Source organism: Orbus sasakiae, assembly GCF_039542345.1.
In the GTDB taxonomy this organism is placed as follows: domain Bacteria; phylum Pseudomonadota; class Gammaproteobacteria; order Enterobacterales; family Orbaceae; genus Orbus; species Orbus sasakiae.
Genome location: NZ_BAABHY010000001.1, coordinates 1,620,587 through 1,641,836 on the forward strand (window position 1 = coordinate 1,620,587; position 21,250 = coordinate 1,641,836).

23 protein-coding genes are annotated in these 21,250 nt (G+C 38.1%); 13 read left to right on the plus strand and 10 right to left on the minus strand.

The features are described 5' to 3' along the window. Positions 1-3 precede the first annotated feature (3 nt). A complete protein-coding gene (gene citG / locus ABEA36_RS07105; protein WP_345490319.1) occupies positions 4-894 on the minus strand; it encodes a triphosphoribosyl-dephospho-CoA synthase CitG in 891 nt (296 codons plus the stop codon). Positions 895-1,286: 392 nt separating this feature from the next. Between citG and ABEA36_RS07110 the strand changes: the two genes are divergently transcribed. The 8 genes from ABEA36_RS07110 (at position 1,287) to pagP (ending at position 7,906) form a co-directional block, all read left to right on the plus strand. Further along, positions 1,287-2,252 carry a sugar-binding transcriptional regulator gene (locus ABEA36_RS07110; RefSeq protein WP_345490321.1) on the plus strand — a complete coding sequence of 322 codons (966 nt, stop codon included), beginning with the start codon at positions 1,287-1,289 and terminating at the stop codon, positions 2,250-2,252. Positions 2,253-2,329: 77 nt separating this feature from the next. Beyond that, positions 2,330-3,133, plus strand: a complete 804-nt coding sequence (locus tag ABEA36_RS07115; protein ID WP_345490323.1) for an SDR family oxidoreductase — start codon at positions 2,330-2,332, stop codon at positions 3,131-3,133. An 11-nt stretch (positions 3,134-3,144) separates the two neighbouring features. Then, entirely contained in the window at positions 3,145-3,558 is a 414-nt protein-coding gene (locus ABEA36_RS07120; protein ID WP_345490326.1) for a PTS sugar transporter subunit IIA, read from the plus strand. Continuing rightward, positions 3,555-4,046, plus strand: a complete 492-nt coding sequence (locus tag ABEA36_RS07125) for a mannose/fructose/sorbose PTS transporter subunit IIB (protein ID WP_345490328.1) — start codon at positions 3,555-3,557, stop codon at positions 4,044-4,046. Before ABEA36_RS07120 ends, ABEA36_RS07125 begins: the two co-directional genes overlap by 4 nt. Positions 4,047-4,083: 37 nt before the next feature. Continuing rightward, entirely contained in the window at positions 4,084-4,893 is an 810-nt protein-coding gene (locus ABEA36_RS07130) for a PTS mannose/fructose/sorbose transporter subunit IIC (protein ID WP_345490330.1), read from the plus strand. Between the two features lie 11 nt (positions 4,894-4,904). Further along, a complete protein-coding gene (locus tag ABEA36_RS07135) occupies positions 4,905-5,735 on the plus strand; it encodes a mannose/fructose/sorbose PTS transporter subunit IID (RefSeq protein WP_345490331.1) in 831 nt (276 codons plus the stop codon). A 69-nt stretch (positions 5,736-5,804) separates the two neighbouring features. After that, positions 5,805-7,052 (plus strand): zinc-binding dehydrogenase, encoded by a 1,248-nt coding sequence (locus tag ABEA36_RS07140; RefSeq protein WP_345490333.1) that lies wholly within the window; start codon positions 5,805-5,807, stop codon positions 7,050-7,052. Between the two features lie 305 nt (positions 7,053-7,357). Then, positions 7,358-7,906 carry a lipid IV(A) palmitoyltransferase PagP gene (gene pagP, locus ABEA36_RS07145; RefSeq protein WP_345490335.1) on the plus strand — a complete coding sequence of 183 codons (549 nt, stop codon included), beginning with the start codon at positions 7,358-7,360 and terminating at the stop codon, positions 7,904-7,906. Here the strand turns inward: pagP and ABEA36_RS07150 are convergent. Beyond that, complete coding sequence (locus tag ABEA36_RS07150; protein ID WP_345490337.1) at positions 7,877-8,509, minus strand: TetR/AcrR family transcriptional regulator; 633 nt, start codon at positions 8,507-8,509, stop codon at positions 7,877-7,879. The genes pagP and ABEA36_RS07150 overlap by 30 nt on opposite strands. Positions 8,510-8,687: 178 nt before the next feature. Between ABEA36_RS07150 and ABEA36_RS07155 the strand changes: the two genes are divergently transcribed. The 3 genes from ABEA36_RS07155 to ABEA36_RS07165 all read left to right on the plus strand — a co-directional run bounded on the left by ABEA36_RS07155 (position 8,688) and on the right by ABEA36_RS07165 (position 11,216). Continuing rightward, complete coding sequence (locus ABEA36_RS07155; protein ID WP_345490338.1) at positions 8,688-9,896, plus strand: Tm-1-like ATP-binding domain-containing protein; 1,209 nt, start codon at positions 8,688-8,690, stop codon at positions 9,894-9,896. A 12-nt stretch (positions 9,897-9,908) separates the two neighbouring features. Continuing rightward, complete coding sequence (locus ABEA36_RS07160; protein ID WP_425571876.1) at positions 9,909-10,736, plus strand: phosphoenolpyruvate hydrolase family protein; 828 nt, start codon at positions 9,909-9,911, stop codon at positions 10,734-10,736. 159 nt (positions 10,737-10,895) lie between these two features. Beyond that, positions 10,896-11,216 carry a Dabb family protein gene (locus ABEA36_RS07165; protein WP_345490341.1) on the plus strand — a complete coding sequence of 107 codons (321 nt, stop codon included), beginning with the start codon at positions 10,896-10,898 and terminating at the stop codon, positions 11,214-11,216. A 52-nt stretch (positions 11,217-11,268) separates the two neighbouring features. Here ABEA36_RS07165 and ABEA36_RS07170 read toward each other — a convergent pair whose 3' ends face one another. The 3 genes from ABEA36_RS07170 to sstT all read right to left on the minus strand — a co-directional run bounded on the left by ABEA36_RS07170 (position 11,269) and on the right by sstT (position 13,709). Beyond that, positions 11,269-11,637, minus strand: coding sequence for a hypothetical protein (locus ABEA36_RS07170; protein ID WP_345490343.1), 369 nt, complete (start codon positions 11,635-11,637; stop codon positions 11,269-11,271). Positions 11,638-11,692: 55 nt separating this feature from the next. Beyond that, positions 11,693-12,307 carry a transcriptional repressor LexA gene (lexA, locus tag ABEA36_RS07175; protein ID WP_345490345.1) on the minus strand — a complete coding sequence of 205 codons (615 nt, stop codon included), beginning with the start codon at positions 12,305-12,307 and terminating at the stop codon, positions 11,693-11,695. Positions 12,308-12,455: 148 nt separating this feature from the next. Continuing rightward, positions 12,456-13,709 (minus strand): serine/threonine transporter SstT, encoded by a 1,254-nt coding sequence (gene sstT, locus ABEA36_RS07180; protein ID WP_345490347.1) that lies wholly within the window; start codon positions 13,707-13,709, stop codon positions 12,456-12,458. 282 nt (positions 13,710-13,991) lie between these two features. Here sstT and ABEA36_RS07185 point away from each other — a divergent pair, with 282 nt between their 5' ends. Both ABEA36_RS07185 and ABEA36_RS07190 read left to right on the plus strand, forming a co-directional pair. After that, the gene (locus ABEA36_RS07185; protein ID WP_345490349.1) at positions 13,992-15,116 is read left to right on the plus strand and encodes a 5-methyltetrahydropteroyltriglutamate--homocysteine S-methyltransferase; all 1,125 of its coding nucleotides are present in this window, start codon (positions 13,992-13,994) and stop codon (positions 15,114-15,116) included. A 128-nt stretch (positions 15,117-15,244) separates the two neighbouring features. Beyond that, positions 15,245-16,504, plus strand: a complete 1,260-nt coding sequence (locus ABEA36_RS07190; RefSeq protein ID WP_345490351.1) for an MFS transporter — start codon at positions 15,245-15,247, stop codon at positions 16,502-16,504. A 276-nt stretch (positions 16,505-16,780) separates the two neighbouring features. Here the strand turns inward: ABEA36_RS07190 and hxpB are convergent, their stop codons facing one another. The 5 genes from hxpB to ugpA are packed head-to-tail and all read right to left on the minus strand — an operon-like array spanning position 16,781 to position 21,211. Further along, positions 16,781-17,461, minus strand: coding sequence for a hexitol phosphatase HxpB (hxpB, locus tag ABEA36_RS07195; RefSeq protein ID WP_345490353.1), 681 nt, complete (start codon positions 17,459-17,461; stop codon positions 16,781-16,783). Positions 17,462-17,517: 56 nt separating this feature from the next. Then, positions 17,518-18,270, minus strand: coding sequence for a glycerophosphodiester phosphodiesterase family protein (locus ABEA36_RS07200; protein WP_345490354.1), 753 nt, complete (start codon positions 18,268-18,270; stop codon positions 17,518-17,520). Positions 18,271-18,319: 49 nt separating this feature from the next. Further along, positions 18,320-19,423 carry an ABC transporter ATP-binding protein gene (locus tag ABEA36_RS07205; protein WP_345490356.1) on the minus strand — a complete coding sequence of 368 codons (1,104 nt, stop codon included), beginning with the start codon at positions 19,421-19,423 and terminating at the stop codon, positions 18,320-18,322. A gap of 58 nt (positions 19,424-19,481) precedes the next feature. Further along, positions 19,482-20,330, minus strand: a complete 849-nt coding sequence (gene ugpE / locus ABEA36_RS07210) for a sn-glycerol-3-phosphate ABC transporter permease UgpE (RefSeq protein WP_345490358.1) — start codon at positions 20,328-20,330, stop codon at positions 19,482-19,484. Continuing rightward, complete coding sequence (ugpA, locus tag ABEA36_RS07215) at positions 20,330-21,211, minus strand: sn-glycerol-3-phosphate ABC transporter permease UgpA (protein ID WP_345490360.1); 882 nt, start codon at positions 21,209-21,211, stop codon at positions 20,330-20,332. The genes ugpE and ugpA overlap by 1 nt, the downstream gene beginning before the upstream one ends. Positions 21,212-21,250: the final 39 nt, after the last annotated feature.

Sequence of the window (21,250 nt, forward strand, 5' to 3'; positions counted from 1 at the left end):
AAGTTAGGGATATTGGGCTAAGAACCAAGTAATCGCGATCAAATCAGCACTTCCACCTGGACTTAAATTGCGTTGAATTAATGCCAGATCAAGTTCATATAAAAATTGGCGCCCCTTTGGGTGACAAATTCCGCCTTTATCGATTAACTGTTTAGCGGCTTCTTGGACAAAAGCTAAACCTTGAAGCCCACCACGAGAAACCAGATTAGTATCTTGATTATAAGCAAGTAAATACAATAATGCTTGTAGCAAACTGGTTTCCTCATCATAACCATCACTTTGCATCTGACAATACACGGGTAATGAAATCTCCCTGACCGTGCGATAACCTGACTCAGCTTCGCCCCTTGCACCTGTCAATTGATGCAATTTAAACAATTTTTCACCCACGGTATTTGCATGCTGTTGCCCTGTTAATTCCTGTTTGACAATACCTCGGCAAATTTTAGCCACTTCCTCACAAATTAATTGATAATCAATGGGTTGAGCGTATTGTTGCAGTTTTCCAATGGCACCAAGTAATAAGCCAAACGCAAAAATACCACCTTTATGCGTATTTACTTGATGTGTGGCCTGAAACATCGCATGTTCACACTCAATACCAATTGGCCTGATTCCTGTTAAAAAGTTTTGCTGTTGCTGAAGGGGAAATGATAATCCATACTGATAAAAGGCATCTAACCAAGGAACAATAGCGCTAATGCTAGAAACAAATGTCGAAAAATCCATATCACGGTGTGCACCACTATTATTCATATCCACTAAACCTGGTTTTGGTGATAGGCAAACCTCTTTTAATAACGCTTTGGTTACCCATTGGGCTGGTTGATGCTGTAAATCAGATACTGCAATTGCCGAATTTAAGAGTACATCTTGACGTGAGTAGTAATCCATTTTTTGCCTATAATCTGTTGATTTTGCATATCTTATCAAAAAACACACTGAGAGGAACATTAAACATTCCCTTCAATCACGCTAAACCCTCGATCTGATTAATATGAGCGTTAATCGAGTATTAGTAATAGCATAAACTCGAAAGGTTATTCAATCGCTTTCGACAATAAAAATACGATGTCGACAGCTACCTCCTAATGATATGGATAAAAAATATTGCACATTTATCTGCACATATGTGCTTTTATCATTTTTGACGCATTAATTCTGTGACTCATATTTTATTTTTAAAAACTCAGGTTAAATATGATTTGAACTTGTCAGTCAATAATGTATAAATACAATCATATTAAGATGATACGTTGCACATATGTGCTAAAGGTTGAAGGGATATGGATAATAATGAACTCAAATTGTTAATCACAATTGCACAAATGTATTATGAGCAAAACTTAACACAAAATGAGATATCTAAAAAATTATCAATTTACCGGACAACCATCAGTCGATTATTAAAAAAAGCCCAAGAACAAGGTATCGTTTCTTTTTCAATTAATTATGAATTAAGCAGTACATTTTTACTCGAAAAACAACTCAAAGAATTATTTAACTTAACCCATGTTATTGTCACACATAACAGTGATAGCAGTACAATACAGGACAAACTCAATACGATGGGGCTTGCCTGTGCTGATTACTTAAAACAGATCATTTGTGATGGCGATATTCTTGGCCTTTCTTGGGGAAGCTCTTTAGCGGCCGTCGCTGAACAACTTGATGCCTCAAGTTATAAAGATATCCTTTGCGTACCGATGGTTGGTGGTCCTGCTGGTAAACTCGAAAGCAAATATCACGTTAATACTATTGTCTATAACATTGCATCAAAATTACATGGTAAATCATTATTGATGGACTTTCCGGCGATTTTGGATGAACAGTTTTTACGTGATGCTATTGTCAAATCACAACATTATCAACAAATATCAAAATATTGGGATTCACTGTCTATCGCCATCTTTGGAATTGGTTCATGTGAAGTATCAGATAAATCGATTTGGTATGGATTTTATGGCGATGGCGATGATGTTAAGCCAATCAATCAAGAACCAATTGCAGGCGATATTTGTTCTCGTTTTTATAGTTATCGTGGTCAACCAATTCAAACTACGATTTCTGAAACCATTATTAATATTCATTTACAGCAACTCAAAAAAGCAAAACACCGAATTGGTGTAGCGCAATCTATCGAAAAAGCCGACGCCATGATTGGAGCAATGAAGGGGGGGTATTTAAATACATTAATTACCACCAAAGAAACAGCTCAAGCAATACTGGATCGCACATTGTCACCTGACTAATCGTCAATTAGTTTCAATATTCATTCTTAAAACAACAACTTAAATTTCACATTGTTATGTGATAGGGGCACTTTTGTATGAAAAATTGGTTAAATCTCGATAATAAAGTCATTATTGTTACGGGTGGGGCATCAGGAATCGGTAAAGCGATTGTTGATGAATTAATTGCACAACAGGCACATGTCATCTTAGCCGATCTACAAAATAACACCGATTTTAGCCAGCATCATCAAGTCACGTTTATTAAAACAAATGTGAGTAATAAACATGATATTGATCAGCTAATCACAACAGTACTCGATAAATTTGGTCATATTGATGCAATTGTTAACAATGCTGGCATCAATTTACCGCGTTTACTCGTTGATAGCAAAACACCACAAAGTCAGTACGAACTATCTGAAGCCGATTTTGATCGATTGGTCAACATTAACCAAAAAGGGGCTTTTTTACTAACCCAAGCAGCGGCACGAAATATGGTCGCCAATCAACATGGCGTTATTATCAATATTTCCTCAGAAAGTGGACTAGAAGGCTCAGAAGGCCAAAGTGCCTATGCGGCAACAAAAGCGGCAATCAACAGTTTTACGCGTTCTTGGGCTAAAGAACTGGGCAAATTTAATGTTCGAGTGGTTGGTGTCGCGCCGGGTATTTTAGAAACAACCGGTTTACGCACCCCTGCTTATGAAGATGCATTAGCCTATACACGTAATAAAACAGTCGACCAATTGCGAGCTGACTATGGCAAAAGTGCCATTCCAATTGGACGTGATGGTAAGTTATCTGAAGTGGCTGATCTGGTTGCATTTTTGATCTCCGATAGAGCAAGTTACATCACTGGTGTGACCTATAACATTTCCGGCGGAAAAAGCCGCGGCTAAAGGAGAATACCATGACAAAAGTGATTATGTGTGGCCATGGACAGTTAGCGCACAGCATGAAAGAGTCGATTGAAATGGTTTATGGTGATGTTAATTATTTATTACCGATTTCATTTGAAAAATTAGAAGGTCGCGATGATCTTGAACGCAAAATGAGATCACTCATTAACCCACAAGATCATGTATTGATTGTTGTCGATTTGTTTGGTGGAAGTCCATTTAATGCTGCCTCATCAATCGCACTAACCACACCCGATGTTGAAGTCATTGCAGGTATGTCATTACCGCTTTGCCTTGAACTTGTCGACAATCGAGAAACGTTAGCGTTACCCGAGCTTGTCGAACATTTAGTTGATGTCGGTATGCAATGTGTCAAAAAACTTAATAAAACCGTGATATCAGAAACAGAGGAAGATTTTCTATGATTATTCAATTTTCTAGAATCGATGACAGACTTATCCATGGTCAAGTAACTACCGTTTGGGTAAAAGAAGCGAAAGCAGAAAGAATTATCATTTGTAATGATGAAATTCATCAAGACCCGATTCGGACTACGTTACTCAAGCAAGCCGCACCACCCGGCATTAAAGTCAATGTGGTAAATATTGAAAAAGCGGTATCGGTCTATAACAATCCAAAATATGAAAAAGATACAGTGTTTTATTTATTTACAAATCCACACGACGTTGTCCGCTTAGTTGAACAAGGTGTTGATATTAAAAAAATCAATATCGGGGGAATGGCTTACCACGAAGGTAAAACTCAAATAACCAAGGCTGTTTCACTTGACGCAAACGATGTTGATGCTTTCAATCAATTGGATAAATTGGGTGTTGAATTAGATCTCAGAGTTGTTTATTCCGATCCAAATGTTGATTTTATAAAAAAAATTAATGAATTCAAATGGGACTAAATACGTCCCAACCTAAATCGATTATGAGGGAAAACACATGGAAATTAGTATCTTACAAATTATTTTAATTTTTCTTTATGCGTGTATAGCTGGTATGGGCAGTGTGTTAGATGAATTTCAAACACACCGCCCCCTCATTGCCTGTTCCGTAATTGGACTAATACTTGGTGATGTTGAAAAAGGAGTGGTATTAGGCGGTGTATTGGAATTTATCGCACTAGGCTGGATGAACATTGGTGCAGCACAATCCCCGGATTCAGCACTTGCCAGTATTATCTCCGCTATTTTGGTGATTGTGGGTAAACAAGAAATTGCCACCGGTATTGCTATTGCGCTCCCTGTTGCCGCGGCGGGTCAGATCTTAACCGTATTTGCACGTACTATTACCGTCTTTTTCCAACATGCTGCCGATAAAGCGGCTTTAACAGCAAACTTTAGACGGTTGGATATGTTACATGTTTCAGCCCTAATGGTACAAGCGCTACGCGTTGCTATTCCCTCGCTGATTATTGCCATTTATGTTGATGCAGCCACCTTAAACACGATGCTTAATTACATTCCTGATGTAGTAACGAAAGGATTGCAAATTGCAGGTGGATTTATCGTGGTTGTGGGTTATGCAATGGTACTGAATATGATGTGGGTTAAATATTTGGTGCCATTCTTCTTTGCTGGATTCATTGTTGGCGGTTACCTTAACTTTAGCCTACTTGCCTTCGGCGCAATCGGTGCAATTATAGCCGTGCTTTATATCCAACTGAATCCCAATTACCGCAAACAAAATCATAACGATAGTCAAGCATCTGCAACGCAAAACGATGTTGCTTTTGATGAATTAGATGATTAAAGGATACCAATATGAGCGAATATAGCAAAAAACTGACCAAATCTGATTTAGTAAAAATGTTCTTGCGTTCAAACTTACAACAAGCTTCATTTAATTATGAACGTATCCATGCTTTAGGCTTTTGTTATGACATGATCCCCGCTATCAAGCGACTTTATAGCACTAAAGAAGAGCAAGCTGAGGCGCTAAAACGTCATTTAGTTTTCTTTAATACAACCCCTGCAGTTTGCGGACCGGTAGTCGGTGTTGCCGCGGCAATGGAAGAAGCAAAAGCAAATGGCGCTGACATCGATGGCGGCACAATTAACAGCATTAAAGTGGGGTTAATGGGTCCACTTGCTGGTGTTGGAGATCCCCTCGTTTGGGGAACATTACGCCCTATCACCGCTGCACTTGGTGCTTCAATTGCCTTATCAGGCAGCATTATGGGACCACTGCTATTTTTTGTCCTATTTAATGCGGTACGTTTGAGCCTTAAGTGGTTTGGTCTGCAATATGGCTTTAATAAAGGCATTAATATCGTAAAAGACATGGCGAACAATATTTTACAAAAACTGACCGAAGGCGCTTCCATATTAGGACTTTTTATTATGGGCGTTCTGGTCACCAAATGGACAACGATAAATACCGCGATTGTTGTTTCGGTAACCCCATCACCAGATGGTGGTGAAGTGGTTACTACTTTTCAAGACATCTTAAATGACTTATGTCCAGGTCTATTAGCATTAGGATTGACGTTATTGATGATGAAATTATTGAAGAAAAAAGTGAGCCCTATCACCTTAATTTTCTCATTATTTGGTGTGGGAATTATCGGATATTGGCTAGGGATACTTGTGTAATGTTTATTGCGCTTGTACGTCATGTGCAAGCGTCATCAATTTAACAGCAAAATCAGTAAGAGGCGATATATGTTAACGACAGCACTCCGTTTATACGGTAAAAATGATCTGCGTTTAGAGCAGTTTGAACTACCTGAAATCAAAGATGATGAAATTCTTGCGTCAGTGATCACTGACAGTATTTGCTTTTCAACGTGGAAAGAAGTCAATCAAGGGGCGGACCATAAAAAAGTGCCAAATGATATCGCGACCAATCCCATTATTGTTGGACATGAATTTAGTGGCAATATTGTCCAAGTTGGTAAAGCATGGCAACATAAATTTAAAGTGGGCAGTAAATATATTATTCAAGCTAATTTACAGTTACCTTCTTTAGCTTGCCCTGGTTACTCATTTCCTTATATTGGCGGTGAGTCAACTTACGTTGTTATCCCTAAAGAAGTCTTAATGCAAGATTGTTTACTGGCCTACAATGGCGATTCTTATTTTGAAGCGTCAATGATTGAACCGCTATCTTGTGTGATTGGAGCATTTAATGCCAATTACCATTTAGTTGAAGGCACCTATAACCATAAAATGGGGATAAAAGAAGGCGGTAATTTGATTATATTAGGCGGTATGGGACCAATGGGAATGCTCGCCATTGATCTCGCATTGCATGGTCCAATTAAGCCAAAACGTCTAATCGTTACAGGTCGTAGTGATGAACGTGTGGAATATTGTAAAAAACATTATCCAGCAGAAAATGGCGTAGACGTATTTTATGTAAATGTCAGTGATGTTGATGACCATAAACACTATTTGATGGATTTAGTCAATAATGAAGGCTATGACGATATCTTTATTTTTGTCCCTGATAAAGAACTCGTTAATTTAAGCTCAAATATTTTAGCGACAGATGGCTGCGTTAACTTTTTTGCCGGTCCTCAGGACAGTAAATTTGAAGCCTCAATTAATTTCTATGATATTCACTACGCGTTTACCCATTATGTCGGTACATCGGGCGGGAATACACAAGATATGCGTGAAGGGATTGCATTAATCGAAGATAAAAAGATCCAGGTAAATAAAATCATTACCCATGTATTAGGACTCGATTCTGCTGCCTATGTCACCATCAACCAACCTCAAATTGCTGGGGGTAAAAAACTCATCTATTCTCAAAAACGATTACCGTTGATTGATTTAGGCAAGTTATTGTCAGAACCTGCACCAGACACATTCCAGCAGCAACTTAAAGAGATTTTAGTCAAATCAGGTGGATTATGGAGTAAAGAAGCAGAGAACTATATTTTAGATCATGCCCCCAATATTTGATCGGTAAAAATTGAGAATCTGTGTAGTAATTAAATCATCGTTTGGTGTCCTGCATTCGTTGATTTAATTACTCGCGTTGTCATTTGTTAAATGCACCCAATCTCATCATGATGATTTAGATAAACTATCAATTCAAAATAAAAAGTCAGTGATTTTTGTGCAGTCATATTTAAATAACCTAAGGGGCTGTTGCTAATAATTTGTGTTAAAAATATGATTTTATCCATTTTCTAACAAAATTTTACTTCACAAAAAACAGGATCTCTCTAAAATATGTCTTCAAAATTTAAAATGAAGATAGTTACATGTTAAAAAAATATTTACTTCCTGTTTTATTATTGTTGCCTTTTTCTGTTTTTGCTCAAGAGAATGATACTAGTTTATGGCAAGATATTAAACAAAGTTTATCGGACACATGGCATTCAGATAATTATGAATTATATGTTCCCGTGAATACTTGGCACAACCGTGCTACCTATGATAAAGATAAGATTGATAGCTATAACGAGCGCCCATGGGGAATTGGTATTGGTGTTTCACGATTTGATCAAGATGGTGACTGGCATTCATTATACATCATGGAATTTCAAGACTCGCATAATGTGATTGAGCCAATTGGTGGTTATGCTTATCAAACATACTGGCGACCAGGTAATAGTGATAAATGGCGAATCGGTGTTGGGTATACACTCAGTATCACCGCGCGTAAGGATTACAACTGGATTCCTTTCCCTGCCCCTTTACCACTATTTTCGGTAGAGTATGATCGTTTATCGATTCAAAGTACTTATGTCCCTGGTGTCAAAAAAAATACCGGTAATATTTTATTCACTTGGCTTAGATGGCAACTCTAGTGATTCTAATCGGGCTTGATGAATCACAGCTTTAGCAATCCACTGCGATAATGAAATAATCTTTTCATTATCCAGTTGCCAGATATCTTTGAGTACCATAAAAATCTCAGAACCATAAATAATTGACATGGTATAGATCACCGTATCGTATAAATCTTGCGATAACTCTTTTTTCAGCGGTGCTAAAATCGTTGAGAGTATCTCTTTACGATTACCTCTGATCAATTTATTTTTTTGTTTTTTCTTCGTAGAGCGTTCTTCTGCCCACTGTTGTAAAGAAACTTGTAGTGCACCACGTAAAGCCCCTTCATGCTTTAACATCTGCGGAAAGGCAAAGGCTAAAAAATCACAAATCCTTTCTTCTGGGTCATCTTTATCTGATTGCCATTGGAAAATGGGTCCTAAAGAACTCTCTACAATCGCTGAAATTAACTCACTTTGGGTTGGAAAGTAACGGTAAGCTGTTGCTCGGGAAAGTTTGGCTTTTGTCGCCAATTCGGTAATGGATAATGCATTACCATGTTCATATTCTTCAAGTGCAATATTAATTAGGCGCTCATAATTCCGTTTTTTTACACCACAATACAACTGTTTTTTGTCCATAAATATCTAAAATAAAATTGAGTAATAGCAATATGATAACTCATTTATTGTGGTTAGTTTACAAAATTCACCATAAAAATTGAGACTTGCGTCTCATTAATGTAATATAATCGATGACATCTCACATTGCTTTTGTTAAAAATAATAAAACTATTTTCATTAATGAGGAAAAATCATCATGAATAAAAATGCAGTGGCATACCTTGTAACAACGCTGGATACAAAAGGCGAAGAAGTTATTTATGTTCGAGATTTACTGATAAAACAAAATATTACAACTAAAATCATTGATTTATCGACTCAGCCTTATACATCTAAATATCCCATTGACGTTGATGCTGCAACAGTTGCAAACTATCATCCACAAGGTCAACAGGCTGTATTTTGTGGTGATCGCGGAAAAGCAATTATTGCCATGTCTATCGCCTTCACCCATTTTTTAAGTAGCCAAAACGATATTGGCGCGGTATTAGGGCTCGGTGGTTCAGGTGGAACCGCACTTATCACCCCAGCGATGCAAGCGTTGCCTGTTGGCGTTGCTAAATTGATGGTCTCTACCATGGCATCTGGTGATATTTCTGGTTATATCGGCGCGAGTGATATTGCTATGCTCTATTCGGTTACTGACATTTCAGGCTTGAATATCATTTCACGTAAAGTGTTAACGAATGCAGCCAATTTTATTGCTGGTGCTATTTTATTTCATTTAGATGAAGTGATCGAAGATAAACCCGCCGTCGGTTTAACCATGTTTGGGGTGACCACCGCGTGTGTACAACTGGTTGCGAAACAACTCCATAATCAATACGACTGTTTAGTTTTCCATGCAACAGGCAGTGGTGGGCAAGCCATGGAAAAATTAGCCGATAGTCATCTTTTACGTGGTGTGTTAGATATTACTACGACGGAAGTGTGTGATTATCTGTTTGATGGTGTACTCGCGTGTAACGAAGACCGCTTTGGTGCGATTGCACGTAGTCAAGTGCCTTATATTGGTTCTTGTGGTGCATTAGATATGGTTAACTTCGGCAGTCCTGACACCATTCCTGAAAAATATAAAGATCGTCATTTTTACGCTCACAATCCTCAAGTCACATTAATGCGAACAACACCTGAAGAAAATGCCAAAATGGGACATTGGATTGCGAATAAGCTTAATCAATGTGAGGGTGAAGTCAGATTTATTATTCCACAAGGTGGATTTTCAGCACTTGATATTGAAGGTGGCAATTTCTGGGATCCTACGGCAGATCAAGCTTTTGTCGATGCATTTGAGCAAACATTTATTCAAACAGATAAACGTAGATTAATCAAAGTCTCCGATCATATTAACTCCTTAGAGTTTTGTCAGCGTGTAATAAATGAATTTAACCAATTAATGAAGTAACAGGAGAAGATGATGAAACTAAATCGTGAACAATTACTTAATAAATTTCGAGATATGATAGCCAAAGGTGATCCGATCATCGGTGGTGGCGCTGGAACAGGATTATCAGCAAAATGTGAAGAAGCTGGTGGGATTGATCTGATCGTCATTTATAACTCAGGTCGTTATCGAATGGCTGGCCGAGGTTCACTTGCTGGCTTACTTGCCTATGGCAATGCCAATGAGATCGTTATGGACATGGCAAAAGAAGTCTTGCCAGTTGTTACTCATACACCAGTACTCGCTGGCGTCAATGGTACCGATCCATTTTGTCAATTCGATAAATTTTTAGATGACATTAAAGCTACCGGTTTTGCTGGCGTACAAAACTTCCCGACTGTTGGCTTAATTGATGGTAATTTCAGGGCGAATCTTGAAGAGACCGGAATGGGGTATGGCTTAGAAGTTGAGATGATTCGCAAAGCACATGAGAAAGGTTTACTAACAACACCTTACGTATTTAGTGAGCAAGATGCGATTGATATGACAAAAGCAGGCGCTGATATCTTAGTCCCACATATGGGATTAACCACAGGCGGTAGCATCGGAGCAGAAACCGCATTAACCCTTGCCGATTGTGTACCATTAATTAATCAATGGGCAAAAGCAGCGAAAGCGATTCGACCAGATGTCATCATTTTATGTCATGGTGGACCCATTGCCACGCCAGAAGATGCTGCTTATATCTTAAAACATTGCCCAGATTGTAATGGCTTTTATGGTGCAAGTTCAATGGAACGTTTACCAACTGAAGTCGCTTTAAAAGAAACAACAAAACAGTTTAAATCCATAAAACGTTAATCGTCTCGATATAAGGTACCGATTTTAATGGGGTATCAGTCGTCATATCGCGATAGTAAACTGACATGGCTATCGATGATATGACGCTGATACAACATTAATTTAGATATAGTAGGAAAATAGCTCTACCATAAAAAACTCACAATAAGGGATAGCAACATGATGAAACATATCGTTTTTTTACAATTTAAATCTGATACACCAAAAACACAAATTGAACATGCGTTTGCTTTACTTGATGGTTTGCGCCAGCCCATCCCACAAATTAAATCATTCAAGTTTGGTAAATATGACAGTAAAGAAGGTATGAATCACGGATTTGATTATGGTTTTGAAATGGAATTTGATAATGCTGAAGATCGTGATATTTATCTGTATCATCCGACACATTTAGAGGTTGCCAATCAGATTATCCCATTATTAGAAAAAGGGACTGATTCATTAATTGCTTTTGATTATGACCCAAGTAAAGGTCTCTAATTTAAATAAAAAAAGCGACGTTTATGTCGCGTTTTATTTATGTCAATCTTACTTAGTAACCATAGTACTCATCGTGCGAGCCTTCATCACCCGATTTGCTACCATCTGGTAACGAACGAGTTCTATCAATAGGAATAAATGATCCTCTTGGCGTTTCAATTTGACATTCACCTAAATAAATAGAATATTTTGTATTGGCTTTCATGCTCAAACCACGGAAATAACATTGAGTGGCACTATAGAGGTGATTCCAACATAAAATAGCAATGATCAACCAAACTGCAACGATAGCTAATGAAACCCATTTTAACTTTTGCCAAACAAACGACCAAAATCCCTGTTTACGAAAACGACAATAGATAAATATTAGCACTAAAACCGCGATAAACCCCAATGCTTCAAATAACCAAAATAGCCACATTTCCTTTCACCTCATTGCTGGTAATTTTGGTCATTTTACATGAATTCATTCACAATTACATCCACGACCCATTACGAATGACACCAACTGCTAAACCTTCAATTGAAAACTCTTGTTTTTGCAAATCAACCTCAATGGGTGAAAACGCATCGTTTTCAGCTAACAAACGCACTTTAGTGCCTTTACGCTCTAAACGTTTTACGGTAACTTCTTCGCCAATACGTGCAACGATAACCTGGCCATTACGGGCATCTTGTGTTTTATGTACAGCCAGTAAATCGCCATCTAAAATCCCAATATCTTTCATTGACATCCCATTAACACGTAATAAAAAGTCAGCATTAGGTTTAAATAGTGCTGGATCTACTTGATAACGACTTTCTATGTGTTCTTGGGCAAGGATTGGGGAACCTGCTGCAACACGCCCAATTAATGGTAAGCCTTCTTCCTCTTCTTCTTCAAGTAAAAGTCGAATACCTCGTGAAGAACCGGCAATCATTTCAATCGCCCCTTTACGCGCTAACGCCTTTAAATGTTCTTCTGCTGCATTTGCTGAACGGAAGCCTAATTGTGAAGCAATTTCGGCACGAGTGGGCGGCATCCCGGTTGATTGAATATGGAGCTTAATCAAGTCATAAATTTGCTGTTGACGCTCTGTAAGTGGTTTCATACTTTATTCCTGTGTTTTTATACAGATTATGTGATTATATACAGTTAAATTCAGAAAGCCAATAGTTTTATCATCATGGATGGGGATATTTTAAAATAAGCGCCCTATTACTATTCAATAGGGCGAATAAAGCCTAATCAACTGGTTATTACAAGTTATCAGAAGATATTATTTTGGCGTTTTTATCTTTAAGTGATGAAGAAATCGCCCCAATAAAGACCACATCACTTGATGAGTTAAGTGCCGTTTCGACTGAATCTTGAATAACCCCAATGGTAATCCCTATCGCAATGACTTTTACAGATATCTCATTTGGAATACCAAACATACTGCATGCAACCGGGATCAATAATAGTGAACCGCCCGCAATTCCCGACGCACCGCACGCACAAACTGATGTCACAATGCATAGCAATACCGCAGAGTATATATCAACACTAATGCCCATTGAATAGACTGTCGCTAGGGTAAGTACGGTAATGGTGACCGCCGCACCAGACATATTAATTGCCGCACCTAATGGTACTGCAACAGAATAGGTATCTTCGTCCATTTTCAGTCGTTTACACAGTTCCATATTCACCGGAATATTGGCAGCAGAGCTTCGGGTGAAAAACGCTGGAATTGCACTCTCTTTTAATGATGTCAACACTAAAGGATAAGGATTTTTACGCATCACAAAAAAGGCTAACAATGGGTTGATAACCAATGCCACAATTAACATACAACTGACTAACACGATAAGTAAGTGACCATAGTTTAATAATTCAGCAAAACCTGTTTCTGCAAGCGTTGAAGCAACAAGGCCAAATACCCCTAATGGCGCAAAGCGAATAATAATTCTTACAATAAATGAGATAGAATAAGAAAGATCCGCCACCATCGTTTTCGTTGTTTGATTGGCATGACGTAATGCTAAACCAATCCCAATTCCCCACACAATTAAACCAATGTAATTCGCTTGAACTAATGCATTGACAGGATTATCTATCATTCGACCTAATAGCGTGGTTAAAACTTGTTTAACACCACTTGGCGGCGTTAAACCAATTTCTTGTACGTTTTCAACAATGGTAATGTGTGATGGAAAAACGAAACTCACCACGGTGGCTAAAAGCGCGGCAGACATCATCCCAACAAAATAGAGCACCATTAAGGTATTCATATTGGATTTTTTGCCATGTTGGTGATTTGCAATTGATGATATGACCAAAACTAATACAAGAATAGGCGCAACAGATTTTAATGCATTAATAAATAAGTGACCTAATAATGACACATTCATTGCAGCATCTTTAGAAATGAATGCTAGTGTAATACCTAAAATTAAACCTAATATTATTTGTGGGATTAACCCAACTTTAAAATAAAATCGGACTAAGGGATGTTGGTGATGAACCATATTGTTTTCCTAATTCTTAAAATAAGGCGAAACTGTATCATTATCAATGTATTTTTAGTAGATAAAAATGATTTAAATAACGTTTTTTTATACAGTAATTAATAAATATTATGGCGGATTATATTTAATTTGAAATGTTCAGATTATTTGTTATAGTTTTTTACTATATCTAACTATATACAAATTCAATTAGTAATTGAAACCCTTGCCCTCTATAATTATTCTCATTTAGACGTCTAAACGTCTTTAGATGTAAATAACAGAATATAAAAGGAATACACTATGAGCACTTACCCTATTTTTCGTGCAGACCACGTCGGTAGTTTTTTACGCCCTAAATTTTTACTCGATGCTCGTGAACAATTTGCCAATAAACAAATTACCTTTGAACAATTACGTCTTGTTGAAGATAAAGCCATCAGTGAAATTGTCAAATTTCAAGAAGATGCAGGAATTCGCAGTGTGACAGATGGCGAGTTTCGTCGTACTTATTTCCATTTAGACTTTTTACAACAGCTTGGCGGTGTGACAACTGACGCACCCGGCACAGTGATTGATAGTGACGGTAAAGAAAAACTATTACCACCCAATATCCGCGTTACTGGAAAAGTAAAACATATTAAAGATATCCAACTCGCTGACTTTAATTTCTTAAAAAGCCAATCAAGCCCAACGTCAGTTCCAAAAGTGACGATTCCATCACCGACTATGCTACATTTTCGTGGTGGCCGTGGTGGGATTGATGAGGCCGCGTATCCGATTTTAGATCCAGACTTTTATAATGATGTTGCTAAAGCCTATGCGCTAGAACTTGAATCATTATACAAAGCAGGTTGTCGCCATGTTCAGATGGATGATACCAACCTTGCTTATCTTTGTGACGAAAAGATGCGTGAAGCAGCACGTCAACGTGGCGATGATCCGAATCAATTACCTTACAAATACGCTGAATTTATTAATAAGGTGGTTGATTTAAAACCAAAAGATTTGATCTTATCTATTCACCTTTGCCGCGGTAATTTTAAAAGTACATTTGCTGCAAGTGGTAATTATGGTCCAGTTGCTGAAGCACTATTGAGCGAAATGAAATTAGATGGTTATTTCCTTGAATATGATGATGAACGAAGTGGTGGATTTGAACCATTAAAATATTTACAAAAAGGTAAAATCGCAATTTTAGGTTTAATTTCCAGTAAATTCCCACAACTTGAAAATCCAGATGATATCAAACGTCGCCTTGATCAAGCCGCAAAATACGTGTCACTCGATCAGTTGGCACTATCACCACAATGTGGTTTTAGTAGTACTGTGCATGGTAACAATGTGACCGTTGACGATCAACGCGCCAAACTAAAATTGACGGTTGATATTGCTAACGATGTTTGGGGCTCACTCGAAATAAAATAACCCCATTTAACATCATAAAATTACCGCCGTCATAGCGGTAATTGGGCTATTTTTGCCCTCATTTTACTGTATAGAGAACACATAATATGAATGTCAGCCAAATAAAACAGACGATATACAACAATCCCATGAGTCCCTTTCAAATTTTTGCAGTGAGCGTTTGTGTACTCATTAGCTTAATTGATGGGTTTGACGTGTTAACTATCGCATTTGTAGCGCCATCTATTTCTGCACAATGGGGGCTTGCACCTCAACAACTCGGTGTTTTATTCAGCGCTGGATTAGCCGGTATGGTTATTGGAGCATTGATCATTTCACCGTTTGCCGATAAATTTGGTCGACGTTTTATCATCCTATGTTGTTTAGTCATCCTAACAGTTGGAATGTTTGCATCGGGTTTATCAACAAACCATACCGAATTAGTGATTTCACGCATATTCACAGGTCTGGGTATGGGGGCCATTTTACCGGGAATTAATACCGTAGTTGCTGAATACTCGTCAAATCGTTATCGCTCTTTGGCAATCAGTATTATGGCTGCAGGTTACACAGTAGGTGCATTAATTGGTGGCGTTATTTCAATCTATTTAATTAAACACTTTGGTTGGCAATATGTGTTCTTTTTTGGTGGTGTATTCTCTTGTTTGATGATACCCGTGGTATTTTTTCAATTACCCGAATCACTTGATTTCATTCTAACCAAAAAAAGTAACAACGCACTGGATAAACTCAATCACCTGCTAAGTAAACTTGGATTACAAACATGTAGCAGCTTTCCACAGGCATCAATTGAAACTCACCAAAAAAGTTTTAAATTACTGTTAGCGCCAAACATATTAAAATCGACTATTTTACTGTGTGTGAGTAATTTTATGTTAATGTGTTCGTTCTATTTTTTAGCAAATTGGACACCTAAGATTTTAGTCAGTTTGGGATATTCAACCGATTTAAGTATCACCGGCTCGTTAGTCATGAATATTTTTGGGATTGCAGGTGGATTACTGTTAGGTTGGTTCTCAAAAAAATACTCAGTACAAAACGTCGCCGCACTCATGCTGGTAACGGCTTTTATCGTCGTCACAGCCTTTGGATTTAGTGCAAATGTGTTACCACTATTATTTACGTTAATTGCATTTATCGGCTTTACCATATTTGGCGCCATGGCGGGACTTTATGCAACTGCGCCCGCTGTATTCCCTCCGCAAATTCGTGCAACAGGTACTGGGATTGTACTGGGATTAGCTCGTTTAGGTGCAACACTTGGTCCCTATGTTGCCGGACTCTTGATTGCAGCAGAATTACCACGAGGTTATTATTTTTTAATCCTGGCGTTACCACTACTGGTGTCGGCAATTTGTGTGTTTGTCATCAAACCCTATCAAGAATAAAATATCATTTTGATGCATGCCGCAGTACGGTTTTGCCTATACTGCGGTCAATGATGATATATCATTATATTGAACCAATTAAATCACCGCCCAAAAAGTAGCTGGGCCTCAAAATACCCGATGACATCTTTTCTAAACAAGCATTCCACATCGTTTTTGAATTTATCCGCGGTTTTTACACTATAATCATAGGTTATGACAATAATTTAACGAAAATCAAAGATGATATCGGCTAATCACAATTTATTCATAATCGGCTAGTTAAACGTTTAGCGGTTAAGATAATGTTAAAAAATGCTGCTGAGTCAGATGACATAACGATGGCAATTTAATATCCGCTAACCCCCACTGTGGCAATTCGTATTGCATTGAAGAAGGGACGACAATTGAGTGCATATTTGCGCTTTTACTTGCGATCATTCCAACAATGGAGTCTTCAATTGCGACGCATTGTTCGGGTAATAACGCTAATTTTTCAGCTGCGAGTTGATAAACTTCAGGATGGGGTTTTGCATAATCAAGTTTATCGGCCGATAACTTACACTCAAAATCATTACTAATACCGAGCAACTCAATCACCGTTGCAATATAGTAAATAGGTGATGAAGACGCTAATCCAAGACGTAATCCTGATGATTTACAACACTCAATGGCTTCCATCACACCAGGTAAGATAGGCGGATTAGCTTTAATTTTCTCTAAAGCAAAATTTAAAATATCATGGGTAATTTTATCATTATCAGCAATCACATCAGGAAAATAAGTCTGAAAACGTCTGACTAAGTCAGTGATACGCACACCGGTTGTTGATACCCCAGAATGTTGATAAAAATACTTTGTATCATAACCATAATCATTGAGAACCGTGTTTTTGGCTTGTTGCAACAAGGGTTCAGAATCAATTAATGTACCATCTAAATCAAAAATCACGGCCTGCAATGTTAAACTCTTGTTCATAAGTAAGTCCTTATCGAATAATTAGCTGATGATATCCTCAAGATCAGCCTGAAAAATCAGCAATGAGATTGCATTAATTTCATGTTATCAGTAATGACCGAATCCACACCATAGTCATACATTTGGGCAACACTTGCCGCATCATTAACGGTATAAACCATGACAAACCGACCTTGTTGATGACACTGTTCAACAATACTCTTTGAAATAATCTGGTAATTAGTTATCAAACCGCGACAATCAAGCTGTTCAAGTAAGTCAAACGTATTGTCATGCCATTGATGAAGTAATAACGCACGAGGAATGTCGATTTGATGATCGAATGCTGCTTGCAGTGCAAGCGGACTAAATGAAGATAATAAAAAGGGATAATGTGACTGCGCAGTAAAGGGATAATGTTGTTCAAGAAGCGTGACACATGCTTTACCTGTTTCATACTCTTCCCCCGGATTTGCTTTTAATTCAATATCCAGCTGATAGCGATTATGAAGGATAAATTGCATGATATTGTCTAATCGAGCTAATGATTCACCGGTGAACAGTGATGAATGCCACCCCCCAGCATCAAGACAAGACAGATCTGCCCAAGCTTGCTGTTTCGGTGAACCTTGTCCATTTGTGGTCCGGTCAAGCGTATCATCATGCAATAAAAATAATTGCTTATCTTTTGATAGTTTGACATCACACTCAAACATCGTGTAGCCATGTTGAGCACCATAACGAAAAGCCGCTAATGTATTTTCGGGAGCGTGGTGACCGGCACCACGATGTGCAATTAAATTCGGATAAGGATAATTCAATAATGTCATACATAATGTCCTATTCTTTTAAAATCATTAATAAGCGTAAGCAGACCAATTACGAGGCTACACTTAATAGACTCTCTGCATCGAACCAGTGTAATTTGGTCTGATCCAGTTGCAAAAATAACTGATTATTTTGCCGAGAAAAATCCTTTAAATGTGACTGATTAGCCGTACGAATAATAATTGGCTGGGTATCGATTTTGGCATAAATTAATTGTTCGGCACCGAGTGTTTCCACCATGGTTGAATCAATTTGCCACGCATGTTTTGTACCATAAGGGACAATGGTAAGGTGTTCAGGCCGAATGCCTAAAATCCATTTTGACTTACCGCTATTTTGAATCGACGTGGGAATAATGATATCTTCAAATATTGTATTATCACAGCATACTTTTTGATTGAAGATTTGAACATTCAATAAATTCATCGCGGGGGATCCCATAAAGCTGGCGACAAACGTCGATGCGGGTTGGTGATAAATGTCATACGGTGTTGCAAACTGTTCAATTTTGCCCTTGTTCATCACGATAATACGATCGGCTAAAGTCATCGCTTCGGTTTGATCATGCGTCACATAAAGCGAGGTAATTCCAATTTCGTGATGACGACGGCGTATTTCTAGTCGAGTTGACGTCCTTAATTTCGCATCTAAGTTAGATAAGGGCTCATCAAACAGAAATAACCGCGGTTGACGCACAATTGCCCGTCCCATTGCAACTCGTTGTCGTTGTCCGCCAGATAACTGTTTTGGTTTTTTATCCAAAATACCGTCAATATCCAACATCTTAGCGGTTTGTGTGATGCGTCTTTCAATTTCATGGGTAGGCATTTTGGCAAGTTTAATCCCATATGCCATATTTTGTTTAACTGTCATATGCGGATATAAAGCATAATTTTGAAATACCATTGCAATATCGCGTTGTGAAGGTTCTAAAGCCGTTACCGTTTTATGACCAATCACAATATTACCACTGGTTGGCATTTCTAATCCTGCGATAACTCTTAATAACGTAGATTTACCACACCCTGATGGACCGACAACCACTATAAATTCACCATCATCGATTTGGGCATTAATACCTTTGAGGATCAATGGTGCTTGTTGGTTCTTTTTACCATAATGCTTGGTAATATTATCTAATAATACGGCAGCCATAAGATGGACCTCCTGTTTTTTCTCTTTCACACTCAAGTGACGCAATGGTGCACATGCGTTATTTTTCAGTATCAATCAAACCATCAACGAGCCAACGTTGCATCACTAAGATGACGGTAATTGGAGGAATGAGCATTAATACCACACTGGCCATAACCAAATTCCAATCAACGGGCACATCACCATTACCAATCATTTGTCGCAAACCAATTGAAAGCGGAAACATGGACTCATCCGTGGCCATTAAGAGTGGCCATAAATATTGATTCCAGCCATAGATGAACTGGATAACAAATAAAGCGGCAATGCTTGGAATGGATAAAGGAACTAACACATCTTTAAAAAAGGTTAAAGCGCCAGACCCGTCCATTCTTGACGCCTCCATCAACTCATCAGGTACCGTAATAAAAAATTGTCGAAATAAAAATGTTGCTGTTGCTGAAGCAATTAAGGGAATAGTAAAACCAGCATAACTGTTAATCATATGCAAATTTACGACCACGTCATAAGTTGGGATAATACGAACTTCAACAGGTAGCATTAAGGTAATAAAAATAAGCCAAAAACAGGTTTTACGGAAAGGGAAACGAAAATAAACAATCGCGAATGCTGACAGCAATGAAATCGCTATTTTACCAAAAGTAATGATAACCGTTATCACTAATGTCACCCATAACATGCGTGATACTGGCAGTGAAATACCATAGGATTGTTGTCCCGTTAATGCAGCCCAATAATTGTCAACTAAGTGACTACCTGGTATTAATGACATTGGTGCTTGCAAAACCTCAGCGCTGGTTTGTGTTGATGCAACCATTGCTAAATAAAGCGGGAAGCAGATGAATAAAATGCTGATGATTAAAACGCAGTGAGAAAAAAATGTTAACCATGGACGATTCTCTACCATTATTGCCCTTTCCCCTTTCGATCAATATAACGAAATTGAATGACGGTCAGGAGTAATACAAATAGCATTAAAATCACTGACTGTGCAGCTGAACTGCCGTAATCCATTGCTTTAAATCCATCAAAATAAATACGATACACTAATGTAGATGTCGCTTTACCTGGGCCGCCGTGCGTTAGTGCATCAATAATGGCAAAGGTATCAAAAAAGACATACACAATATTAATGACACACAAAAAAAATGTGGTAGGCCCAAGTAATGGCAATTGAATTGTAAAAAAACGTCGCCAGGGACCGGCACCATCGATTGCCGCCGCTTCGATGAGTGATTTGGGAATGGCTTGTAAACCGGCGTAAAAGAAAATAAAGTTATAAGACAATTGTTTCCAAATCGATGCCATAATCACTAGCCACATGGCATGATCTGCATCCATTTGATAATTCCAGTCAATACCTAATTTTTTTAGCCAGTAGGTTATGACCCCAGATGAAGGCGAGAACATAAACGTCCACAATACACCGACTACAATAGGTGAAATCGCATAAGGCAGGATCAAAGCAGTACGATAATAAAGTGATGCTCGTACAATTTTTTGAATAAAAAAAGCCAATAATAACGATATCATCAAGCCAAGTAGCGTAACCCAAAAAGCAAAGTAGAGCGTTGTGTAAATAGATTGGATATAAGTTGGATCGGCAAACAAATTAATAAAATTATCCCACCCAACCCAGTAGCTAACCGCACCAAAAATATCTTGCATCAGAAAAGACTGGTATAAAGCTTGTACGGCTGGCCAATAAAAGAAAATCAGAATAATCAGCAATTGTGGCAACAATAATGCCCAAGGCAACCAGCGATAGTGACTGTAATAAAGTTTCATAGGCTTTTCACATATAGTCAAAACAAGCTGAGTAGGGTT